General features: G+C 64.7%; 17 protein-coding genes. 4 read left to right on the top strand and 13 right to left on the bottom strand.

Annotated elements, in window-relative coordinates:
- Window positions 1–53: 53 nt before the first annotated feature.
- The 13 genes from ORS3428_RS03125 to puuE form a co-directional block, all read right to left on the bottom strand.
- A complete protein-coding gene (locus tag ORS3428_RS03125) occupies window positions 54–1,520 on the bottom strand; it encodes a S8 family serine peptidase (RefSeq protein WP_071094419.1) in 1,467 nt (488 codons plus the stop codon).
- A complete protein-coding gene (locus tag ORS3428_RS03120; RefSeq protein ID WP_108722962.1) occupies window positions 1,510–2,178 on the bottom strand; it encodes an anti-sigma factor in 669 nt (222 codons plus the stop codon). The genes ORS3428_RS03125 and ORS3428_RS03120 overlap by 11 nt, the downstream gene beginning before the upstream one ends.
- On the bottom strand, window positions 2,175–2,741 hold the full coding sequence (locus tag ORS3428_RS03115) for a sigma-70 family RNA polymerase sigma factor (RefSeq protein WP_071094415.1): 567 nt from the start codon (window positions 2,739–2,741) through the stop codon (window positions 2,175–2,177). The genes ORS3428_RS03120 and ORS3428_RS03115 overlap by 4 nt, the downstream gene beginning before the upstream one ends.
- Window positions 2,742–3,013: 272 nt before the next feature.
- A complete protein-coding gene (locus ORS3428_RS03110; RefSeq protein ID WP_108722961.1) occupies window positions 3,014–3,853 on the bottom strand; it encodes an alkaline phosphatase family protein in 840 nt (279 codons plus the stop codon).
- A 92-nt stretch (window positions 3,854–3,945) separates the two neighbouring features.
- Complete coding sequence (locus tag ORS3428_RS03105; RefSeq protein WP_071094411.1) at window positions 3,946–5,601, bottom strand: ABC transporter ATP-binding protein; 1,656 nt, start codon at window positions 5,599–5,601, stop codon at window positions 3,946–3,948.
- On the bottom strand, window positions 5,601–6,428 hold the full coding sequence (locus ORS3428_RS03100; RefSeq protein ID WP_071094408.1) for an ABC transporter permease: 828 nt from the start codon (window positions 6,426–6,428) through the stop codon (window positions 5,601–5,603). The genes ORS3428_RS03105 and ORS3428_RS03100 overlap by 1 nt, the downstream gene beginning before the upstream one ends.
- A 12-nt stretch (window positions 6,429–6,440) precedes the next feature.
- Entirely contained in the window at window positions 6,441–7,400 is a 960-nt protein-coding gene (locus ORS3428_RS03095) for an ABC transporter permease (RefSeq protein WP_071094407.1), read from the bottom strand.
- A gap of 16 nt (window positions 7,401–7,416) precedes the next feature.
- The gene (locus ORS3428_RS03090) at window positions 7,417–9,003 is read right to left on the bottom strand and encodes an ABC transporter substrate-binding protein (protein ID WP_071094405.1); all 1,587 of its coding nucleotides are present in this window, start codon (window positions 9,001–9,003) and stop codon (window positions 7,417–7,419) included.
- 148 nt (window positions 9,004–9,151) lie between these two features.
- Window positions 9,152–11,137, bottom strand: a complete 1,986-nt coding sequence (locus ORS3428_RS03085) for a CocE/NonD family hydrolase (protein ID WP_071094403.1) — start codon at window positions 11,135–11,137, stop codon at window positions 9,152–9,154.
- 289 nt (window positions 11,138–11,426) lie between these two features.
- Window positions 11,427–12,020, bottom strand: a complete 594-nt coding sequence (locus ORS3428_RS03080) for a nucleoside deaminase (protein WP_071094401.1) — start codon at window positions 12,018–12,020, stop codon at window positions 11,427–11,429.
- Window positions 12,021–12,037: 17 nt separating this feature from the next.
- The gene (locus tag ORS3428_RS03075) at window positions 12,038–12,529 is read right to left on the bottom strand and encodes an ureidoglycolate lyase (RefSeq protein ID WP_071094399.1); all 492 of its coding nucleotides are present in this window, start codon (window positions 12,527–12,529) and stop codon (window positions 12,038–12,040) included.
- Entirely contained in the window at window positions 12,526–13,374 is an 849-nt protein-coding gene (locus tag ORS3428_RS03070; RefSeq protein WP_443136835.1) for a bifunctional allantoicase/(S)-ureidoglycine aminohydrolase, read from the bottom strand. The genes ORS3428_RS03075 and ORS3428_RS03070 overlap by 4 nt, the downstream gene beginning before the upstream one ends.
- A 25-nt stretch (window positions 13,375–13,399) precedes the next feature.
- Complete coding sequence (gene puuE, locus ORS3428_RS03065) at window positions 13,400–14,824, bottom strand: allantoinase PuuE (RefSeq protein ID WP_071094573.1); 1,425 nt, start codon at window positions 14,822–14,824, stop codon at window positions 13,400–13,402.
- 196 nt (window positions 14,825–15,020) lie between these two features.
- Between puuE and uraH the strand changes: the two genes are divergently transcribed.
- From uraH to xdhC, 4 genes are all read left to right on the top strand, one after another.
- A complete protein-coding gene (gene uraH / locus ORS3428_RS03060; protein WP_071094395.1) occupies window positions 15,021–15,395 on the top strand; it encodes a hydroxyisourate hydrolase in 375 nt (124 codons plus the stop codon).
- A 3-nt stretch (window positions 15,396–15,398) separates the two neighbouring features.
- Entirely contained in the window at window positions 15,399–16,880 is a 1,482-nt protein-coding gene (gene xdhA, locus ORS3428_RS03055; protein WP_071094393.1) for a xanthine dehydrogenase small subunit, read from the top strand.
- 206 nt (window positions 16,881–17,086) lie between these two features.
- A complete protein-coding gene (xdhB, locus tag ORS3428_RS03050) occupies window positions 17,087–19,450 on the top strand; it encodes a xanthine dehydrogenase molybdopterin binding subunit (protein WP_071094391.1) in 2,364 nt (787 codons plus the stop codon).
- Window positions 19,451–19,509: 59 nt separating this feature from the next.
- Window positions 19,510–20,523 carry a xanthine dehydrogenase accessory protein XdhC gene (gene xdhC, locus ORS3428_RS03045; protein ID WP_071094571.1) on the top strand — a complete coding sequence of 338 codons (1,014 nt, stop codon included), beginning with the start codon at window positions 19,510–19,512 and terminating at the stop codon, window positions 20,521–20,523.
- The last annotated feature ends 67 nt before the right edge of the window (window positions 20,524–20,590 follow it).

The raw sequence follows: 20,590 nt of genomic DNA, 5'->3' as shown, positions 1-20,590 counted from the left end.
TCTACCTGCAGGCCAGAGGGGTGCTGTCCCGGCAACGCCCCAGATATCAGCGCTTACTCCTTCGCCGCTCCCGCCGCCTTGATATCCAGCAATCCATAGCCGAAATCATTGTCCCGCCCCTCCGGGCCGAGATCCTTCGCGGTTGCCGCCAGCGCCTTCACGATATCGTCGGCCGAGCGGTCGGGCGCGGCATGGATGAGATTGGCGATGGYGCCGGATACGATCGCGGCGGCGAAGGAGGTGCCGGTCACGATATCGGAGCCGGCGCCGCTCGGCGCCACCATTTCGACGCCTGGCGCCGAGATGAAGACATAAGGACCGCGATTGGCCTGCGGCATCAACCCGTCCTTGGCGTCGGTCGCGGTGACCGCGATGACGCCGTCGAAGGCAGCGGGGTAGCCATAGGGCGCCTTCGGTCCGTTGTTGCCGGCGGCGGCGACCAGCACCATGCCGAGAGCGCGCGCATTGCGGCAGGCGGTGCCGAGCAGGTCGTTCTTCGGGCCGACGAAGCTCATATTGATGATGCGCACATCTTGGCTAGCCGCCCAATCGAGCGCCGACAGGATGACGTCCATGGTCGACTTGCCGCCCTCGAAGGCGCGCGCATGGTAGATCTTGGCGCCTGGCGCCATGCCCTCCAGCGCGCCGACGCCGGCGATCAGCCCATCGACCGAGGTGCCGTGGTCGCGCTTCTCGATCGGCACGTTCGGCATGGCGTCGTATTGCTCGGCGATGACGCCGGCCAGCGCCGGGTTGGTATCGTCAATCCCGGTGTCGATGACGCCGACCCGGACATTCTCGCCGCTCGCTTGTTTGGCATCGAGCGCGATGCGCTCGAAGGCATAGTTGACGATGCCTGCCGCCTGCTGCAGCGAATAGATGTGGTTGGGCTCACGACGCTGCGTGCGGCCGTCGGCGGCAAGCTGCGCCAGCACCACGCCGACCGGTCGGCCGTCCGGAATGCCATAGCGCACCAGCGTGCTACCGAGCAGCCGCGACTGGCGCTGCGAGCGCACCTGCAGGCCGAAGGTGGTCGCGATCTGCTGCACCGCGCCGGCATCGCCGTTCACCGTCACCAGCACCTCGTCGGGCACGAACTCGCCGCTGACCGCGCGCGGCGGCTCAGCCATATTGAGCCCGGTGGGTGGAGTCACAGGCCCGCTCGGCGGGGGCGTGGGCGGCGGCGTGCTCGTCGGGCCGCTTGGCGGCGAGGCTCCGGCTGGCGGCCTTGGCGGCGCAGCACTTGCCGGCGGGTTCGGAAACAGATCAACGATCAGCGCCGGCAGCAACACGGCGCCGCCGGCAGCGGTGCCTGTGCCCGACTTGTCGCCCTTCTTGCCGCCACCATTCCTGGAGCCGCTGTCCTTGTCRCAATCGGCGCCGGCCGCCGTCCTGCCATTGAGGCAGTCAATCTGCTTCTGCGAAAGGTTCGGATCGTTGGTCTGCGCCAAGRCTGGCGAGGCGCTAAATGCCGCCGCCGCAAGGATCGCCRCATGAAGAATGACTGCCTTAGCCGCCATCGACCGGTTTCCTTCCCTGCACCACCGCTTCCGCGAAAGGCTGGGCGGCAATAAGGCCGACGAGCTTGTCGTAGTCGGCCGCTGTATTGGCCGGGATGGTGACGTGGAAGACGCCGTCGGCCGTCGGCCCGCCGGCGATCTTCAGCCCGTTCTGGCCAAGGAAGGYGGCGATGTCCGCCACTCTGGCGTCCGRCTTGAACTTGACCAGGGCAAACGGCAGCTTCGCCAGATCGTCCTGCTGGCCGGCGATCTCGAAGTCGTTGCCCTTGTCGCCCGGCCGCTCGAAAGACTGCACCACGATAAGAGCAAGCAGCACTGCGGCGGCCGCCCAGGCGACGCCGGCGGGCATTGCCGTCAGCCGGCCGAAGGCCCTGGTGAGCCACGATTGGCCGGCAGGCGCGCGCACCGGGCCGGYCTCGGCATCGAGCGCCCTGGCGAAGCGGGAGAGCGCATCGGCCGGAGGGCGGATCGCCTCGTTGGCGGCGGCGGTACCGGAGAATTCGGCTTCCGCCTCGCCAAGGGCGGCAAGCGCCGCCGGATCGGTGGCGAGCCACTCCTCGACGGCCTCCAATTCGGCGCCTTCCAGCGAGCCGTTCAGGTAGAACGGCAGCAGCGTCTCCATCTCGTCGCGGCGCGACATCTTTTCAGCAGCGCTCATGGCCACCCCCTGTCGTAACCGGCGGCCTTGAGGGCTTCGCCGAGTTTCTTGCGGGCGTAGAACATCCTCGTCTTGACCGTCGCGACCGGGATATTGAGCACTTCGCCGATCTCGGTCACCGACTGTCCATGGTAGTAGGCAAGGTCGATCACCGTGCGGTGTTCTTCCGGCAGGGCGTCGACGAAACGCCGCAGGGCGGCGGCCTTGTCTTCCTTCATGGTGACGACCTCGGGCGTGTCGGCGGCATCGGGAACCTGCGCCGCATCGTCGTCGTCGATCCAGTCTTCCTTCTTCTTGCGCAGCAGGGACAGTGCCTTGAAACGCGCAATGCCGAGCAGCCAGGTCGAGACCTCCGAACGGCCCTCGAAGCTGGGCGCCTGGCGCCATAATTCGAGAAAGACCTCGTTGGTGATATCGTCGGCCATCATTTCCGATCCCGTCTGGCGCGCCACGAAGCGGTAGATCCGCGCGTGGTGACGCATGAACAGGAGCCGCACGGCGGCYCGGTCGCCCTTCGCGACCCGGTCTACCAGCGCGCGATCGGTTTCCGTCGCGGCGTTCATGGCCGGTCGAGCCGCCTGGCTCCTCGTGGCTCTGTCGCTGATCGGTCCAAAAAGGTTCACCCTCCGCCAAGGATTTTTGGAGGCTAACCGAAGAAAGGGGAGGTTGCCAGAGGTTCGCCCTTCTCCCCGTCTAGACGGGGAGAAGGTGCCGGCAGGCGGATGAGGGGCGGCGCCGGCGTTTGCGATTGCGTTCCACGTTGGCGCTGCCCCTCACCCCTACCCTCTCCCCGTGAAGGACGGGGAGAGGGGCGCGAGCGTGGGTGCCGCTCGCTTCACTCCAAAAMCGGCTTCGCCTTCATCGTCGTCGGTATTTCCACACCAAGCCGGCTCAGCACCGTCGGCGCGAGCTGCAGCTGGTCGAGTAGCGTGTCGGCCTGGGGTCCCTTCCCCGGGCCGAAATAATAGAGCGCGAAATCCTGCATGTCGTCGTCGTGGCCGCCGTGATGGCCGCGGTTCGTYTGGCCGTGGTCGGCGGTGACGATCACCTCGTAGCCGGCTTGGCGCCAGTCGGGCAGGAAGGCGGCGAGCATGCCGTCCATCGCGTAGCAGGCATGATCCATTTCGTGGCAGTCATGGYCGAAGCGATGGCCCATCGAGTCCAGCGTGCAGGTGTGCAGGATGCCGTAGTCGATGCTGTGGCGCCTGGTCAGCATCGTCAGCGTCGCGAACAGGTCGACGTCGCTCGGCGTCATCTGGTTCTTGAGATTGTAGCCGGTCATGGTGTGGAAACGGCCATGCGTGATCGGCCCGCCCGGCTCGTCGAACTCCATGTCCTCGACGAGATCGAACGGAAAGCTGCGGAAGAACTCCGACCAGTAGGAATGGGTGACCGCGCCGGTCTTGCCGCCGGCTTTGCTGACCTCGGAGAAGATGTCCGGCTGCTCGACCCGGAACCGGTTCTCGTTGGAAAGGATTCCGTGCACCTGCGGCGAGACACCGGTATGGATCGACGCGTAGCAGCAGGCCGATGTCGAGGGCAGCACMGAGCGCATCTTCCACACCTGCGCCTCGGCCGACTGCACCCAGCCTTCGAGATTACCCATCAGCCGGCGCCAGTTCCGGTAGGGCACGCCGTCGAGGATGATGAGCAGCAGTTTGGATTTGAGCGCCACGGGCAATTCCATGCGTTCTTGCGGGAGAGGTCAGCATCGAGAGCTTGGCCGATCAGGCCAAGTCCCAGAAGTGCAGAGAAGAGGAAGCCAGCCTAATTGCCGGCGCTTTCCATGCGCCGGCCCGCGATAGCCTTCTCCAGCCAGCCGATCTCCATTTCAGGAACGGACGACAGAAGAAGGTCGGTATAGGCGTCGAAGGGCGGCGTCAGCACGCTGCTTTTGGCCCCGTAGCGGACCACCTCGCCGCGAAACATGACCGCGATCGAATCGGCGATCGACTTCACCGTCGCAAGGTCGTGGGTGATGAAGAGATAGGCCACCTTCTCGATCTGCTGCAGGTTGAGCAGAAGCTTGAGGATGCCGTGGGCGACCAGCGGATCGAGCGCCGACGTCACCTCGTCGCAAATGATCAGCTTCGGCTTGGCGGYGAGCGCGCGGGCAATGCAGACGCGCTGCTTCTGGCCGCCGGAAAGCTCGGCCGGATAGCGGTCGATGAAACCCTTGCCCATCTCGATCTCGTCGAGCAGCTCGGYAACGCGCTTGTCGCGTTCGCGGCCCTTCATGCCGAAATAGAATTCCAGCGGCCGGCCGATGATGGTGCCCACGGTCTGGCGCGGGTTCATCGCAACGTCGGCCATCTGGTAGATCATCTGCAGCTGGCGCAGATCTTCCTTCGGCCGGTCGGCCAGCCGCTTGGCAAGCGTGCGGCCGTCGAAGACGACGCTGCCCTGCTCGGGCGGCAAGAGGCCGGTGATGGCGCGCGCCAGCGTCGATTTGCCGGAACCGCTCTCACCGACCACCGCCAGCGTCTGGCCCGGATAGATGTCGACCGAGACGTTCTTCAGCACCTTGATATGGCCGCCGCCATAGGCGGCCGTCACGTTCTTTACTGACAACAACGGCGCCGTGCCGGGCTGCTGCTCCTGATGCTCGATCTCATGCACCGACACCAGCGCGCTGGTGTACTCCTGGCGCGGCTCCTTAATGATCTGGCGCGTGCCGCCCCATTCGACCAGCCGGCCGTGACGCAGCACCATGATCTCGTCCGATACCTGCGCCACGACGGCAAGGTCGTGGGTGATGTATAAAGYCGCCACATGGGTGTCGCGGATGGCATCCTTGATCGCCGACAGCACGTCGATCTGGGTTGTCACGTCGAGCGCCGTTGTCGGCTCGTCGAAGACGATCAGGTCCGGCTCCGAGCAGAGCGCCATCGCTGTCATCACGCGCTGCAATTGGCCGCCCGACACCTGATGCGGAAAGCGCTGGCCGATCGTTTCGGGATTGGGCAGGCTGAGCTTCTTGAACAGCGCCACGGCGCGTTTCTCGGCTTCGGCCCGGGTTGCGGTGCCGTGCAGGAGCGAGGCCTCCACCACCTGGTCCATCAGCCGGTGCGCCGGATTGAAGGCCGCCGCCGCCGACTGGGCGACATAGCAGACCTCGCGGCCGCGCAACCTGCGGAAGCCTTCCTTGCCGCCTTTCAGTATGTCGCGGCCGTTGAGGATGACCTCGCCGCCGGTGATGCGCACGCCGCCGCGGCCGTAGCCCATGGAAGACAGGCCGATCGTCGACTTGCCGGCGCCGGATTCGCCGATCAGGCCGAGCACCTTGCCCTTTTCCAGCTTCAGCGAGACGTCGTGGACAAGCGTGATGGTCCTCGGCGCCTCGCCTGGCGGGTAGACAGTCGCTTCGATRCGCAGATTGCGGATGTCGAGGAGAGGGGTGGACTTCGCTTTGCCGTCAGCCATCAGCCGCGTCCTCCCTTCAGACTGGTCGTGCGGTTGARCACCCAGTCGGCGACGAGATTGACCGAGATCGCCAGCGCCGCGATCGCCGCGGCCGGGATGAGCGCCGCCGGAATGCCGAAGACGATACCGTCCTTGTTCTCCTTCACCATGCCGCCCCAGTCTGAATCCGGCGGCTGCACGCCGAGGCCGAGGAAGGAAAGTGTCGACAGGAAAAGCACGGCATAGATGAAGCGCAGGCCGAGTTCGGAGACCAGCGGCGACAGCGCATTGGGCAGGATCTCGCGGAAGATGATCCAGCCGCTGCCTTCGCCGCGCAGTTTGGCGGCCTCGACATAGTCCATGACGTTGATGTCGACGGCGACCGCGCGCGAGAGGCGGTAGACGCGCGTCGAATCAAGGATGCCCATGACCAGGATCAGCGTCACCAGGTTGGACGGCAGGACAGACAGAACGACCAGGCCCATGATCAGGGTCGGTATCGACATCAGGAGGTCGACGAGGCGGGACAGGATCGTGTCGAACCAGCCGCCGAAAACGGCCGCGGAGAAGCCCAGGATGGCGCCCAGAGAGAAGGACAGCGCAGTCGCCAGCACCGCGATGAACAGCGTGATGCGGGCGCCATAGATCATGCGCGACAAGAGATCGCGGCCGAGATTGTCGGTGCCCAGCCAGTGCAATGATGACATCGGCTCCMAGGGAACGTCGCTGACGATCTCTGCATTGCCGTGCGGGGCGATCCATGGCGCGAAGATCGCCGCCAGCACAAAGAGCGTCGTCAGCACAATGCCGATCAGCGCCGCGATGGGGATGCGTCCGATGTCGAGCATATCGCCGCCCCCTTACTTCGGATGCCTGAGCCGCGGATTGGCAATGATCGCCGCAATGTCCGCGATGATGTTGAGGCTGATATAGACGGCCGCAAAGATCAGGCCGACCGCTTGCACCACGGGCACGTCGCGCTTGGTGACATGGTCGACGAGGTATTGGCCCATGCCCGGGTAGACGAAGATCACTTCGACGACCACGACGCCCACCACGAGATAGGCGAGGTTGAGCATGACGACATTGATGATCGGCGCGATCGCGTTCGGGAAGGCATGCTTGCGGATCACCGCAAAGGCTGAAAGGCCCTTGAGTTCCGCCGTCTCGACATAGGCCGACTGCATGACGTTGAGGATCGCCGCGCGCGTCATGCGCATCATGTGGGCGAGCACCACCAATGTCAGTGCCRCCGCCGGCAGCGCGATCGCCTGCAAGCGTTCTCCGAAAGACATTCCGTCATAAACGGTCGAGATGGCGGGGAACCATTGATGCTGGACCGCGAAGTAGAAGACCAGCAGGTASCCGATGAAGAATTCTGGGAACGAGGTCGAGGCGAGCGCCACGCCGGAGATCAGCTTGTCGACCCAACCATTGCGGTAGCGCACCGCGATCAGTCCAAGCGTGATCGCCAGCGGAATGGCAACGATCGCCGCCCAGAAGGCCAGGAACAGCGTGTTCCACAGCCGTTCCTTGATAGATGTCGCTATGTCCTGCCCRCTCGACATGGCAGTGCCGAGGTTGCCGGTGAGCACGCCGCCCAGCCAATGGAAGTAGCGGAAATAGGCAGGCTGATTGAGCCCGAGCTGCTCGCGCAGGTTGGCCAGCGACTCCGGCGTGGCCGACTGTCCGAGAATGGCTTGCGCGACGTCGCCGGGCAGGATCTGGGTGCCGGCGAAGATCAGGACCGAAACGGCCAGCAGAAGGAGGATGCCCAGCGCAATGCGCTGGGCCACCAGTTTCACGATGGGCGAGGACATCTCCGCAAGGCCGTGCTCAGGCTTCGAGCCAGCACTTCGCCAAAGCGTAGCCGTTGCACAGCTCCTGGTGCGGATCCTCCACCCAGCCGGCGACCTTCGGTCCCGTGGCGTCGATGAACTGGTTGAACATCGGCAGGATCAGGCCGCCCTCGTCGCGCACCATGACGGCCATGTCATGGTACATCTGCTTGCGCTTGCCCTCGTCGAGCTCGGCGCGCGCCGCCAGCACCATCTTGTCGAAATCCGGGCGCTTGAAGCGCGTGTCGTTCCAGTCGGCGCTCGACAGATAGGCGGTCGAGTACATCTGGTCCTGGGTCGAGCGGCCGCCCCAATAGGAGGCGCAGAAGGGCTGYTTGTTCCAGACCTCGTTCCAGTAGCCGTCGCCAGGCTCACGCTTGATCTCCAACTTGATGCCGGCCTTTGCGGCGCTCTGCTGATAGAGCTGCGCGGCATCAACAGCGCCCGGGAACGCGACATCCGAGGTCCGGARCAGGATCGATCCATCGTGGCCCGACTTCTTGTAGTGGAACTTGGCCTTGTCGGGATCGTATTTGCGCTGCTCGATCTCGGTGAACAGCGRGTAGGACGCGTTGATCGGGAAGTCGTTGCCGAGCGRGCCGTAGCCGCGCAGCACTTTGCTCAGCATCTCCTCGCGGTCGATTGCCAGCTTCAGCGCCATCCTGAGATCGTTGTTGTCGAACGGCGCCGTGTTGCAATGCATGATGAACACGTAGTGGCCGGGACCGGAGTGGTTGCGGATAGTGACGCCCGGCACGCGCTTGATCAGGTCGACGATCTTCGGCTCGACGCGGTTGATCATGTTGACCTGGCCGCCCTGYAGCGCCGCCGTGCGCGCCGTCGCGTCGTTGATGACGACGACTTCGATCTGGTCGRCATGACCCATCTTGTCGCCCTGCCAGTAATTGGCGAAGCGCTCGCCGACATGACGCACGCCGGGCTCGTTGACCTTGACCTTGTAGGGGCCGGCGCCGATGCCGGCATCGGGCTTGTCCTTGCCGCCGTTCGGCTGGACGATCAGGTGATAATCGCTGAGGAGGTACGGAAGGTCGGCGTTCGGCTCCTTGAGCGTCAGCACGACTTCCTTGCCGTTGACCTTGATGGTGTCGATGCCCTTCATGTAGCCCAGCGCGCCGGACTTGGACTTCTCGTCCGAGTGACGTTCGAGCGTCGCGGCGACGTCTTCGGCGGTGACCGTCTTGCCGTTGTGGAATTCGATGCCGTCGCGGATCTTCAGCGTCCAGACCTTGGCGTCCTTGGACGAGCCGATCTCTTCGGCRATGCGGTTCTCGAGCTTGCCGTCGGGGGAAAGCTCGACGATCATTTCGCCCCAGCATTTGCCGAAGGCGAACGGCACCTGCGTCATCATCAGTGCCGGGTCGAGGCTGTTGGTGGATTCACCACCGACCAGGCCGGCCTTAAGTATCCCGCCCTTGACCGGGCCGGCGGCGCGGGCAGCACTGGCAAGCAACGAGTTGGCGAAGGGTGCGGCGACGCCGAGCGCTGCTGCGCGGCCGAGGAAGTCGCGGCGGCTGAGCTTGCCGGACGCGACGCGGCGGCTGAGATAGTCCAGTTCGTTTGTCATTATGGTTCCTCACTCTGATGGTCCGACCTTATGGTCGTTTCTGCTTGTTGGAGGAGATAATGACCGCAACGGAAACCCGTAAGCAAGACCGAATGCGACATGCCGTGGCGTAAATGGCACGTCGCATTTGGACCAATCTTGCCAGCGCTTACACGAGGGCGCGCGGAATCGTCTGCTCGAAGTCGCGCTCGAAGACGAGATTTTCGCCCTCATAGGCCTCGATTCTGGCGCTGAGGATGAAATTTTGCGCGTCTGAGCGCATGTCGGAAAAAGTCTCGGTCCGTACCGACCATTCATTTCGCGAAAAGGTCTGCGTCCAATGGATGCGGCCTGTGGCCGAAATTGGATCGTCGGGATGGATCGCCCATGTCTCGCGGACGATACTGCCATGGACGAGCCCGTGCTCCAGGTCGCGCACCTCGCCGAAATCGTCCGTAATGGAAAGCGTGACGACGCCGGTCTTATCGTTGCGGTCGACATGGCGTTCGGAATTGGTGGRCCTGAGCGTCTCGGTTGCCCAGGGCGTGGYGGCTTCCGGTTCAGGGAAGGAAACCTCGTCGCCCTTGGCCGGCGGGCGCAGTGGCAGCCTGACCGTCGCCTCGGACAGCTTGAGCGTCACCGGCTCCGGYGAGGGCCAGATCATCGGCCAATAGGCGTTCGAGATGGCAACGCGCAGCCGATGGCCGGCCGGYACCCGGTAGGCGCACTGGTCGAGCACGACGCGCGCCGAATCGATCTCGCCCGGCACCAGCGCTTCCGGGAATTCATGCGAGTTGCGATGCGTGAGGTTGAGCACGCCATAGGAGATTAGTTCCGAGGCGCCGTCTGGATGTACGTCGCAGAGCCGCACCGCGATGTTGGCCTGGCGGCAGTCCGAGGCAAGGCGTACCTCGACCTCCGGCGCGCCGACGATGTCGATCGCCTCCTCGAGCTCCTCCTGGTCGAAGCACACCGAAAGCGCGTCGTCGGGGCGCTGGTCGCCCGGCAGTTCCGGTCCGAAGGTGAAAGGAAAATACTCGCCGCCGGCGAGCCCGCAATTTTGCGGCGTGGCCACGATCGAAGGCTTGGCGCCTTCGGCCAGCAGGTCGATCGTCTCGATCTTGACGTTGGGCGACGGCCATTCCTGTTCGGCGATCCAGCGGCCCGGCCGCTCCGGGTGCCAGCGGGCCGGGCGCACGCTGTCCATCACATAGGCGCGGTAGTCCGGGTCGGCCTCGACGCCGGTCGCCGCGCCCTTCAGCCAGCGGTCCCACCAGCGCAGCGCTTCCTGCAGGAAGCCGATGGCCGGATTGGGCGCCGCGTAGTGCGGGTATTTGTGGATCCAGGGGCCGACAATGCCTTTGACCGGCGACTGGATGTTGGTGACGAGATGCGAGATCGTGTTGCGGTAGCCGTCATGCCAGCCGCCGWTCGACAGGACGGCCGCATGAACAGCCGAAAAATCCTCGCAGATCGAGCCGCGCTTCCAATAGGCGTCGCGGTGCTGGTGGCTGAGCCACAGCGGCGCGAGAAAGGGCTGGTTCTCCAGCCTGTTGAGCCAAAGGTCGCGCCAGCGATTGYCGCCGGCGATCAGCGGATCCGGCGGCCGCGACGAATAGGAGAGCATCGTCGAGGCCCAGCCGAAATTTTCCAACAGCAGGCAGCCGCCCTTGTAGTGGATGTCGTCGGCATAGCGGTCGACGGTCGAGCACAGGCTGATCACCGCCTTCAGCGCCGGCGGCTGCTTGGCCGCCACCTGCAGGCAGTTGAAGCCGCCCCAGGAGATGCCCATCATGCCGACATTGCCGTTGCACCAGGGCTGCGCGGCCGCCCAGGCGATGACGTCGCAGGCGTCCTGCAATTCCTGCTCGGAATATTCATCGTCCATCAGCCCTTCGGAATCGCCATTGYCGCGCATGTCGACGCGGATCGAGGCATAGCCGTGGCCGGCGAAATAGGGATGCGTCAGCTGATCGCGGAAGATGGTGCCGTCGCGCTTGCGGTAGGGCAGATGCTCGAGGATCGCCGGCACCGGATTGTCGGCGGCATCTTCCGGCATCCATATGCGCGCCGACAGCCGGCAGCCATCCGGCATGACGATGCCCATGTCGGGAAATTCGACGACCTTGCGGGGGAATTCTGTGACGGTTTTCATGGGCCGCATAACGCCCTGCCGGCACGCGACTTTCAATCGCTATTCGCGACCTGGCGCAGCGAATTATGCGACCTGGGCCGCTAGCGCCCGTGTCCTAGGTTTGCGCTGCCCCCTCACCCTTACCCCCTTTCCGTGAAGAACGGGGAGAGGGGGCGCCGGCGCTTGAGCTAGTCCCTTCTCCCCGTTCTTCACGGGGAGAAGGTGCCGGYAGGCGGATGAGGGGYAGAGCCAGCCTCGACAGTTCGTTRCAGCCAAGACGGGAAATCTTGTCCRACTACGTGCTTGRYCTTCAATTCAACGGGATGTCGTTCTCAGCCTTGCTGGCCTGGTAGGTGCCGGAAAGCTCGTCGTAGCGCGCGGAGATCTTTCCAATGCGCGCTTCCAGCCGGTCGCGTTCCGCTTCCGGCAAAGCGCGCACCAGCCTGCGGATCGAAAAACTCTTCCAATAGGCGTTCTCGGCATTGTAGCCGCCGGGGTCGAGGGTGAAGACCTCTTTCAGGATCTTCAGATCATGCGGGATGGCGAAAGAGTCACGTGAATCCTCGTGGCTGAAGAGGTAGTAGAAATTGTCGAAGCCAGTCCAGGTGATCGCCGACAGGCAGAGCGAGCAGGGCTCGTGCGTGGCCAGGAACAGCGCATCCTTGGTGTCGACGCRCTCGGCTTTCGGCATTTCGTAGAAACGCTTCAGGCAATGCACTTCRCCATGCCAGAGCGGATTTTCGATCTCGTTGTTGGTCTCGGCGAGAACCAGCGACCGGTCCTCCTTCCTCAGGATCGCCGCGCCGAACAGCTTGTTGCCATGGGCTACGCCTTCGGCGGTCTTCGGCACGATGTCGTGCTCGATCACGTCGAGCAGGCGGTCGATCAGCGAAATGTCGGTCATTGGAAAATCGTAAGCGTTCAGGGAAGATGGATCTCGTAGGGATGCGAGAAGTAGCATTCTTCGAGGTTGGAGCCGTCGCYGCCGCGGTCGACAATCAGGAAATCCTGCTCCTCGCCGATCGGCGTCAGCACGCCGTGCCAGAGGTTGCGGCGATAGTTGATGCCCTGTCCGGGCGCGGTGATGAAGGCGTGCGGCTCGCCCGGACCGTCCTTGGTGTCATGGCAGACGACGACCAGGAACGGGCGCGGCGACAGCGGAATGAAGGCCTGGCTGCCGAGCGGATRGCGCTCGACCATGGTGAGCTTCAGCGGCATCTCGTAGGGCGTGCCGCGCACCATCGAGATCAGCACGCGCGCATTCGGCCCGGCGGCTTCGGCGGTGGCAAGGTCGTGGTAGCGCATCGCCTTGCCGCCGTTGATCGGGTAGCGGTTGTCACCGCTCATGTCGATGACGTCGCCGAAAGGCGCGAAGCTCTCRCGGGTCAGCTGTTGGGCGACGATGYGGGTCACCGCGCGCGACCCCCGATGCCGGCGCCRCCAAGCTTGGCGTGCCGGTTGACGTCCTTGTAGAGCAGGTAGCGGAAGTTGGCGGGGCCGCCTGCATAGCAGGCCTGCGGGCAGAAGGCGCGCAGCCACATGAAGTCGCCCGCCTCGACCTCGACCCAGTCCTGGTTCAGGCGGTAGACGGCCTTGCCTTCGAGCACATAGAGCCCGTGCTCCATGACATGCGTCTCGGCAAAGGGAATGACCGCGCCGGGCTTGAGCGTGACGATCGTGACATGCATGTCGTGGCGCATGTCGGCCGGGTCGACGAAGCGCGTCGTCGCCCAGCGGCCCTCGGTGCCCGGCATCGGGCTCGGCTCGATCTGCTGCTCGTTGGCGAAGAAGGCTTCCGGCATGTCGAGGCCGTCGACGGCCTCATAGGCCTTGCGGATCCAGTGGAAGCGGACAGCCGCATCGCTTTGGTTGCGCACCGTCCAGCCGCTTGCCGGCGGCAGGAAGGCAAAGYCGCCGGGGGCAAGCACATGCTTTGTGCCGGCAAGCGAGACGGTGAGTTCGCCCTCGACCACGAACAGCACGCCCTCGGCGCCGGCGTCGAGCTCCGGCCGGTCGCTGCCGCCGCCGGGCAGAACCTCGACGATGTACTGCGAGAACGTTTCGGCGAAACCCGAGAGCGGCCTTGCGATAATCCAGGCCCGTGTCTTGTCCCAGAAGGGCAAGGGGCTGGTGACGATGTCCTGCATCACGCCCTTGGGAATGACGGCATAGGCCTCCGTGAAGACGGCGCGGCCGGTCAAAAGCTCCATCTGGCCGGGATGGCCCCCATGCGGCGCATAGTAGGTTCGCTCGGCCATTTTCATCATATCCATATGTTGAAGCCTATTGTGGAAGCATATCTCTCAGTCGAAGCAGCGCGATGCGCTCGACCTGTTTGYAGGCAGTCTCGAATTCGGTGCTGCGGCTGTTGCCGATGCGCGCTTCGAACTCCGCCATGATCTCGTCCTTGCTCTTGCCCCTGACCGCGATGATGAAGGGGAAGCCGAAAGTGGTGACGTAGGCGGCGTTGAGCTTCGAGAACAGCTCGCGCTCCTTGTCGGTCAGCGCGTCGAGCCCGGCGGAAGCCTGTTCCTTGGCCGATTCCGGCGTCAAGCGCTTGGCTGCCGCCAGCTTGCCGGCGAGGTCCGGATGGGCGTTGAGCACGGAAAGACGCTCGGCCTCCGTCGCCGCGCGGAAGACGCGGYAGAGCGCGTTGTGCAGGCCGCCGGCGCTGTCATGCGCCGGGCCGAGTTCCAGTTCATAGGCGCGCTCGGCGATCCAGGGCGAGTGCTCGAAGACGCCGCCGAACGCGTGCACGAAGGCCTCGAACTCCATCCGCGACGGACGCAGCGCCGGCGCCTGGTAGGGATGCGTCTCGCGCCAATGGCGGGCGATGTCGATACGCCGCGTCAGCCAGACCTTGTCATGCGACTTCACATAGTCGACGAAGCGCTTCAGCGCCGCCACGCGGCCGGGACGGCCGACCAGCCGGCAGTGCAGGCCGATATTCATCATGCGCGGCCGCCCCGCCTTGCCCTCGGCATAGAGCGTGTCGAAGCTATCCTTCAGATAGGCGAAGAACTGGTCGCCCGAGTTGAAGCCCTGCGGCGTCGCAAAGCGCATGTCGTTCGCATCGAGCGTGTAGGGGATGATGAGCTGCGGCTTCTCCACCCCGTCGCGATCGAACCAATAGGGCAGTTCGTCGTCATAGGTGTCGGAGACGTATTCGAAGCCGCCTTCCTCGGCGACCAGCCGCACCGTGTTGACCGAGGTGCGGCCGGTGTACCAGCCGGTCGGGCGCGCGCCGGTCACTTCGTAATGCAGCCGGATCGTCTCTTCGAGGTCGCGCCGCTCGTCCTCGGCGCTATGGTCGCGATAGTCGATCCATTTCAGCCCGTGCGAGGCGATCTCCCAGCCGGCCTCCTGCATGGCGACGACCTGGTCGGGCGAACGTGCCAGYGCGGTGGCGACGCCGTAGCAGGTCACCGGCACCTGGGCTTCAGTGAACAGCCGGTAGAGCCGCCAGAAGCCGGCCCGGGCGCCATATTCGTAAATCGATTCCATGTTCCAGTGGCGCTGGCCCAGCCAAGGGGCGGCGCCGACGATCTCGGAGAGGAAGGCCTCGGACGCCTTGTCGCCGTGCAGCACACAGTTCTCGCCGCCTTCCTCATAGTTGACGACGAACTGCACCGCGACATACGCGCCGCCGGGCCACTTCGGGTCCGGCGGATTGGCTCCGTAACCGCGCATGTCCCGTTCGTAACGCATGGTCGCTCCTGCCCGATTGTTGAGATGAAGATATCGAAAGGAGTGCGCCAGCATTCCCCCGAAAATTTTTGAAAGTGCTTTTTGCCGCACTCCGCTCGACCGGGACTTATGCATCGCCTTTAATTGGCGCACAATTGACCTGAAAACGTTCGACTGTACCGGYCAATTGAGCTCGTACAGAAATGGGAGGCAGCCAGTGGCAGAAACGTCGAAAGCCGATGGCGGGCGCCTGACGACCCATGTGCTCGACACCGCGACCGGCAGGCCGGCAAAGGGCCTCTCGATCGAGCTTTTCCGTATCGAGCGCCAGAGCCGCACRCATCTCAAGACCGTCACCACCAACGACGACGGCCGCTGCGACGCACCACTGCTTGCGGGCGCCGATTTCCGCACTGGCGAATATGAGCTGGWCTTTGCCGCCGGCGACTATCTGCGCGGGCAGGGCATCAGCCTGYCGCAGCCGGCTTTCCTCGACACCGTGCCGATCCGCTTCGGCATGGCAGAGGAGCGGCACTACCATGTCCCGCTCTTGATTTCGCCCTACGGCTACTCGACCTATCGCGGGAGTTGAGACATGGCAGACATCAAGACCCGCAGCGAGATACGCTTCATCCTGAACGGTGCAGACGTCGCGCTTGGCGACGTCGCGCCCGACGCAACCCTGCTCGACTGGCTGCGCCTGAACCGGTCGCTGCGCGGTACCAAGGAAGGCTGCGCCGAGGGCGATTGCGGCGCCTGCACGGTGCTGGTCGGCAAGCTGTCGGCCGAAGGCTTGGTCTATGAAAGCGTCAACGCCTGCATCCGCTTCATAGGCTCGCTCGACGGCACGCATGTCGTCACCATCGAGCATCTACGCGGCAATGACGAACAGCTGCACCCCGTGCAGCAGGCGATGGTCGATTTCCACGGCTCGCAATGCGGCTTCTGCACGCCGGGCTTCGTCATGTCGCTCTACGCGCTCTGGATGAGGACGCCCAGCCCCTCCAATGCGGCGATCGAAAAGGCGCTGCAGGGAAACCTCTGCCGCTGCACCGGCTATGAGGCGATCATGCGCGCCGCGCGAGCCGTTTCGAGCTACGGCACGGTTGTCAACGATCCGCTGGCGGTGGAGCGCAAGGACATCACCGCMCGGCTGGAAGCGCTGCGCGACGGCGCCAGGGTCGAGGTCGGGTCGGGCAAGACGCGGCTGATCRTGCCGGCCGATGTCGACGATTTCGCGGCCCTGCTCGAAAGGGAGCCCGGCGCCACCATCGTCGCCGGCTCGACCGATGTCGGGCTGTGGGTCACCAAGCATATGCGCGACATCTCGCCGGTGATCTTCATCGGCGGCCTCGAAGGTCTGCGCACGATCTCTGAGAGCGACGGGATTATTACCATCGGCGCCGGCGTGACCTACACCGAAGCCTTCGAGACGCTGTCGAAACGCATCCCCCCATTGGGACCGTTGTTTGATCGCCTCGGCGGCGAGCAGGTGCGCAACATGGGCACGATCGGCGGCAACATTGCCAATGGGTCGCCGATCGGCGACACGCCGCCGCCGCTGATCGCGCTCGGCGCGCAACTGACGCTGCGCAAGGGCGAAACACGCCGCACGATCCCGCTCGAAAGCTTCTTCATCGCCTATGGCAAGCAGGACCGCCAGCCCGGCGAATTCGTTGAGGCGGTGCATGTGCCCGTGYCGGCAAAGGGAACGAACTTTGCCGTCTACAAGGTCACCAAGCGCCGCGACGAGGACATCACCGCGACGCTCGGCGCCTTCTATCTGACCCCGGCCGCGGACGGAACCGTGGCCGACATCCGCATCGCCTATGGCGGCATGGCGCCGACGCCGAAGCGCGCCTTTGCCGTCGAGAAGGCGCTGATCGGCAAGGCCTGGAACGAAACGACCGTGGAGGCAGCGATGGCCGAATACGCCAGCGACTTCACGCCGATTACCGACATGCGGGBGACAGCCGAGTACCGGGCGCTGGCGGCGAAGAACCTGCTGCTGCGCTTCTTTATCGAGACGACGGGAACGAAGGTACCGTTTCAAGTGTCGCGCGATGAGGCGGCCTGAATGCAAGCCAAGGCGAGAAAACAGACAGGCAAACGGCCGTGGGTAGCGTCCTTCTCCCCGTTCACGGGCAGAAGATGCCGGCAGGCAAATGAGGGGCGGCGCCATCGTCGGCGGCTTCTGGCAAATTCGTCAACGTCAGCGCTGCCCCTCATCCGGCCCTTCGGGCCACCTTCTCCCCGTGAACGGGGAGAAGGGAAGGAGGCTGAATGAACAAGCACGCCACTCCCAATCTCAAGGCAGAAAAGATCGTTGGCGGCGTCGCCACCGAACAGCGGCACGATTCCGCGCACAAGCATGTCAGCGGCACCGCCGTCTATATCGACGACATGCCGGAGCCGGCCGGCACGCTGCACATCGGCCTCGGCCTGTCCAAGGTCGCGCACGGCATCTTGAAGAGCGTCGACTTGTCCGCGGTGCGCTCGGCACCCGGCGTGGTCGATGTGCTGACCTACGCCGACGTGCCCGGCGAGAACGATGTCTCGYCGAGCAACATGCATGACGATCCGCTGTTTGCCGAAGGCAAGGTGCAATTCTATGGCCAGCCGATCTTCGCCGTGGTCGCCAACACGCGCGAGGAAGCGCGCCGCGCGGCGCGCCTCGCCAGGATCGAGTACGACGAGCTTCCGGCCGTGATCGACATCTGGGACCTCGACCCAGTCAAGGACAAGCAGGTCACCACGCCGCTGGTCCTGAAACGCGGCGACGCGGCAGCCGCGATCGCGGCGGCGCCTCGCCGCATCAAGAACCGCATGTGGCTGGGCGGCCAGGACCATTTCTATCTCGAGGGCCAGGTGTCGCTCGCCATTCCGGGCGAGGACGACGAGGTGATCGTCTATTGCTCGACGCAAGGTCCGAGCGAGACGCAGCACCTGGTCGCCCACGCGCTCGGCGTGCCGAGCCATGCCGTGACGGTGGAGGTGCGCCGCATGGGCGGCGGCTTCGGCGGCAAGGAGACGCAGGCCAACCAGTGCGCGGCCATCGCCGCCATCGCGGCCAAGAAATTGAACCGCGCGGTCAAGATCAGGCTCGACCGCGACGAGGACATGACCGCCACCGGCAAGCGGCATGATTTCGCTATCGACTATGAAGTCGGCTTCGACGACGAAGGCAACATCCTCGGCGTCGACTTCACCTATGCGCTGCGCTGCGGGTTCTCGGCCGACCTGTCGGGCCCGGTGGGGGACCGCGCGCTCTTCCACTGCGACAACGCCTATTTCTATCCGGCGGTGCACGCGAAATCGGCGCCGCTCTACACCAACRCCGTCTCCAACACCGCTTTCCGCGGCTTTGGCGGCCCGCAGGGCATGATCGGCGCCGAGCGCGTCATCGACGAGGTGRCCTTCGCGGTCGGCAAGGACCCGCTCGAAATCCGCAAGCTGAATTTTTATGATCCGATGGACRCCGTCGGTGAGCGCTGCCTCACGCCCTACCACCAGAGGGTCGAGGACAACATCATCCACCGCATCGTCGCCGAGCTGGAAGAGAGCGCGAATTACGCGCGGCGCCGCCGCGAGATCCAGGCCTTCAACAGCAACAGCCGCTTCATTAAGCGCGGGCTGGCGATGACGCCGGTCAAGTTCGGCATCTCCTTCACCAAGACCGAGGCCAATCAGGCCGGCGCGCTGGTGCATGTCTATGCCGACGGCTCGGTGCACATGAATCATGGCGGCACCGAGATGGGCCAAGGCCTGCACCTGAAGGTGGCGCAGGTCGTCGCCGAGGAGTTCCAGATCGACCTCGACCGGGTCAAGATCACCGCCACCACCACCGCCAAGGTGCCGAACACCTCGCCGACGGCCRCGTCCTCGGGCGCCGACCTCAACGGCATGGCGGCGCAGGACGCCGCCCGGCAGATCCGCAAACGTCTGACCGATTTCGCGGCGGAAAAATACCAGGTTCCGCTCGACCAGATCGTGTTCCTGCCCAATCGCGTGCGCGTCGGCAACCAGGAGGTTTCGTTCAACGACCTGGTCAGGCAGGCCTATATCGCCCGCGTCCAGCTCTCGGCAGCGGGCTTCTACAAGACGCCCAAGATCCACTGGGATCGCAGCAAGGGCCGCGGCCATGCCTTCTACTATTACGCCTATGGCGCGGCCTGCTCGGAAGTTTCGGTCGACACGCTGACCGGCGAATATGTCGTGGAACGCACCGACATCCTGCATGACGTCGGCCGCTCGCTGAACCGGGCGATCGACCTCGGCCAGGTCGAGGGCGGGTTCATCCAGGGCATGGGCTGGCTGACGACCGAAGAGCTCTGGTGGGACAATAGCGGTCGACTGCGCACGCATGCGCCGTCAACCTACAAGATCCCGCTCGCTTCCGATCGGCCGAAGGTCTTCAACGTCAAGCTGACGGACTGGTCGTCGGCTTACGAGCCGACCATCCATCGCTCCAAGGYGGTCGGCGAGCCGCCGCTGCCGCACGGCATGTCGGTGCTGCACGCGCTCTCCGATGCCGTGGCGAGCGTCGCCGGCCACAAGATCTGCCCGCGCCTCGACGCGCCGGCGACGCCGGAACGGGTGCTGATGGCGATTGAGCGGCTGAAGCGGGAAGCGGCAAAGCCGGTCTGAACCGCGCCAAATGTGCAATTCGGGCCGAAAAACCCTATATTTCGGCGACAGGAATGCAGATGAACGCGAAAGTGCAAAGCCTGAAGGCGTTTCTCGGCAAGCCAGGCCGGGTCGCGCTGGTCGAGGTTGCGGCGACGAAGGGATCGACGCCGCGCGAGGCCGGCGCCTTCATGCTTGTCTCGGAATCGGCGATTTTCGGCACCATCGGCGGCGGCCAGCTGGAATATATGGCGATCGACAAGGCGCGGCAGGTTCTGGGCTCCTTACCCTCCCCCTTGTGGGGAGGGTCGGACGACGAAGTCGGCCGGGGTGAGGGTRGCGTCCCCGTACCCCCACCCCGGAAAACAAACGCCGCTTCGCGCCGTCTGCTTTCCGACCCTTCCCACAAGGGGGAGGGTAAAGAGGCGCGCATCCACGTCGACGAAGTCTGCGCCACGCTCGACGTGCCACTCGGACCCGAGATCGGCCAATGCTGCGGCGGTCGCGTCGAGGTGCTGATCCGGCCGGTCGACGCGGCGCTCGAGCAGGAGCTGATCGCCAAGGCCGAGGCCGAGGAGGCGCTTCTGCCGCATGTCTATGTCTTCGGCGGCGGCCATGTCGGCCAGGCGCTGGCCGCGTCGCTGGCGCTCCTGYCCGTCCATGCCGTCGTTGTYGAGACGCGGGCGGATGMGCTAGGCGGAATGCCGGAGGCGATYGAGACGAGATTGACGCCGGTGCCCGAAAGCGTCGTGCGCGAAGCGCCGGCGGGATCGGCCTTCGCCGTCCTCACCCATGATCATGCGCTCGATTTCCTCATCGTCGCCGAGGCGTTGAAGCGCGATGATGCCGCCTATGTCGGCATGATCGGCTCGAAGACCAAGAAGGCGACGTTCAAGAGCTGGTTCCTCAAGTCGGCTGATGGCAGCGAGGCCGAGTTCAAGCGGCTCGTCTCGCCGATCGGCGGCAATGCCGTAAAGGAAAAGCGCCCGCCGGTGATCGCCGCCCTTGCCGCCGCGGAGATCATGACGGCACTGGTGTCGCAAGCCGCCGAGACGTCCGGTTCGGGCGCTCCCAAAAAGGAGATGGCCGGCTGACGCCGGCACCCGCGAGCCCCCAGGCACAAGCCAGCAACAAAAGCCGCAGAGCTATGAATAGCGCTCA

Origin of the sequence: Mesorhizobium sp. ORS 3428 (assembly GCF_001854785.1) — a bacterium.
Classification (GTDB): domain Bacteria; phylum Pseudomonadota; class Alphaproteobacteria; order Rhizobiales; family Rhizobiaceae; genus Mesorhizobium.
Note: the sequence above shows the minus strand (reverse complement) of the source record. Positions and strands in the feature narration are given on the sequence as shown.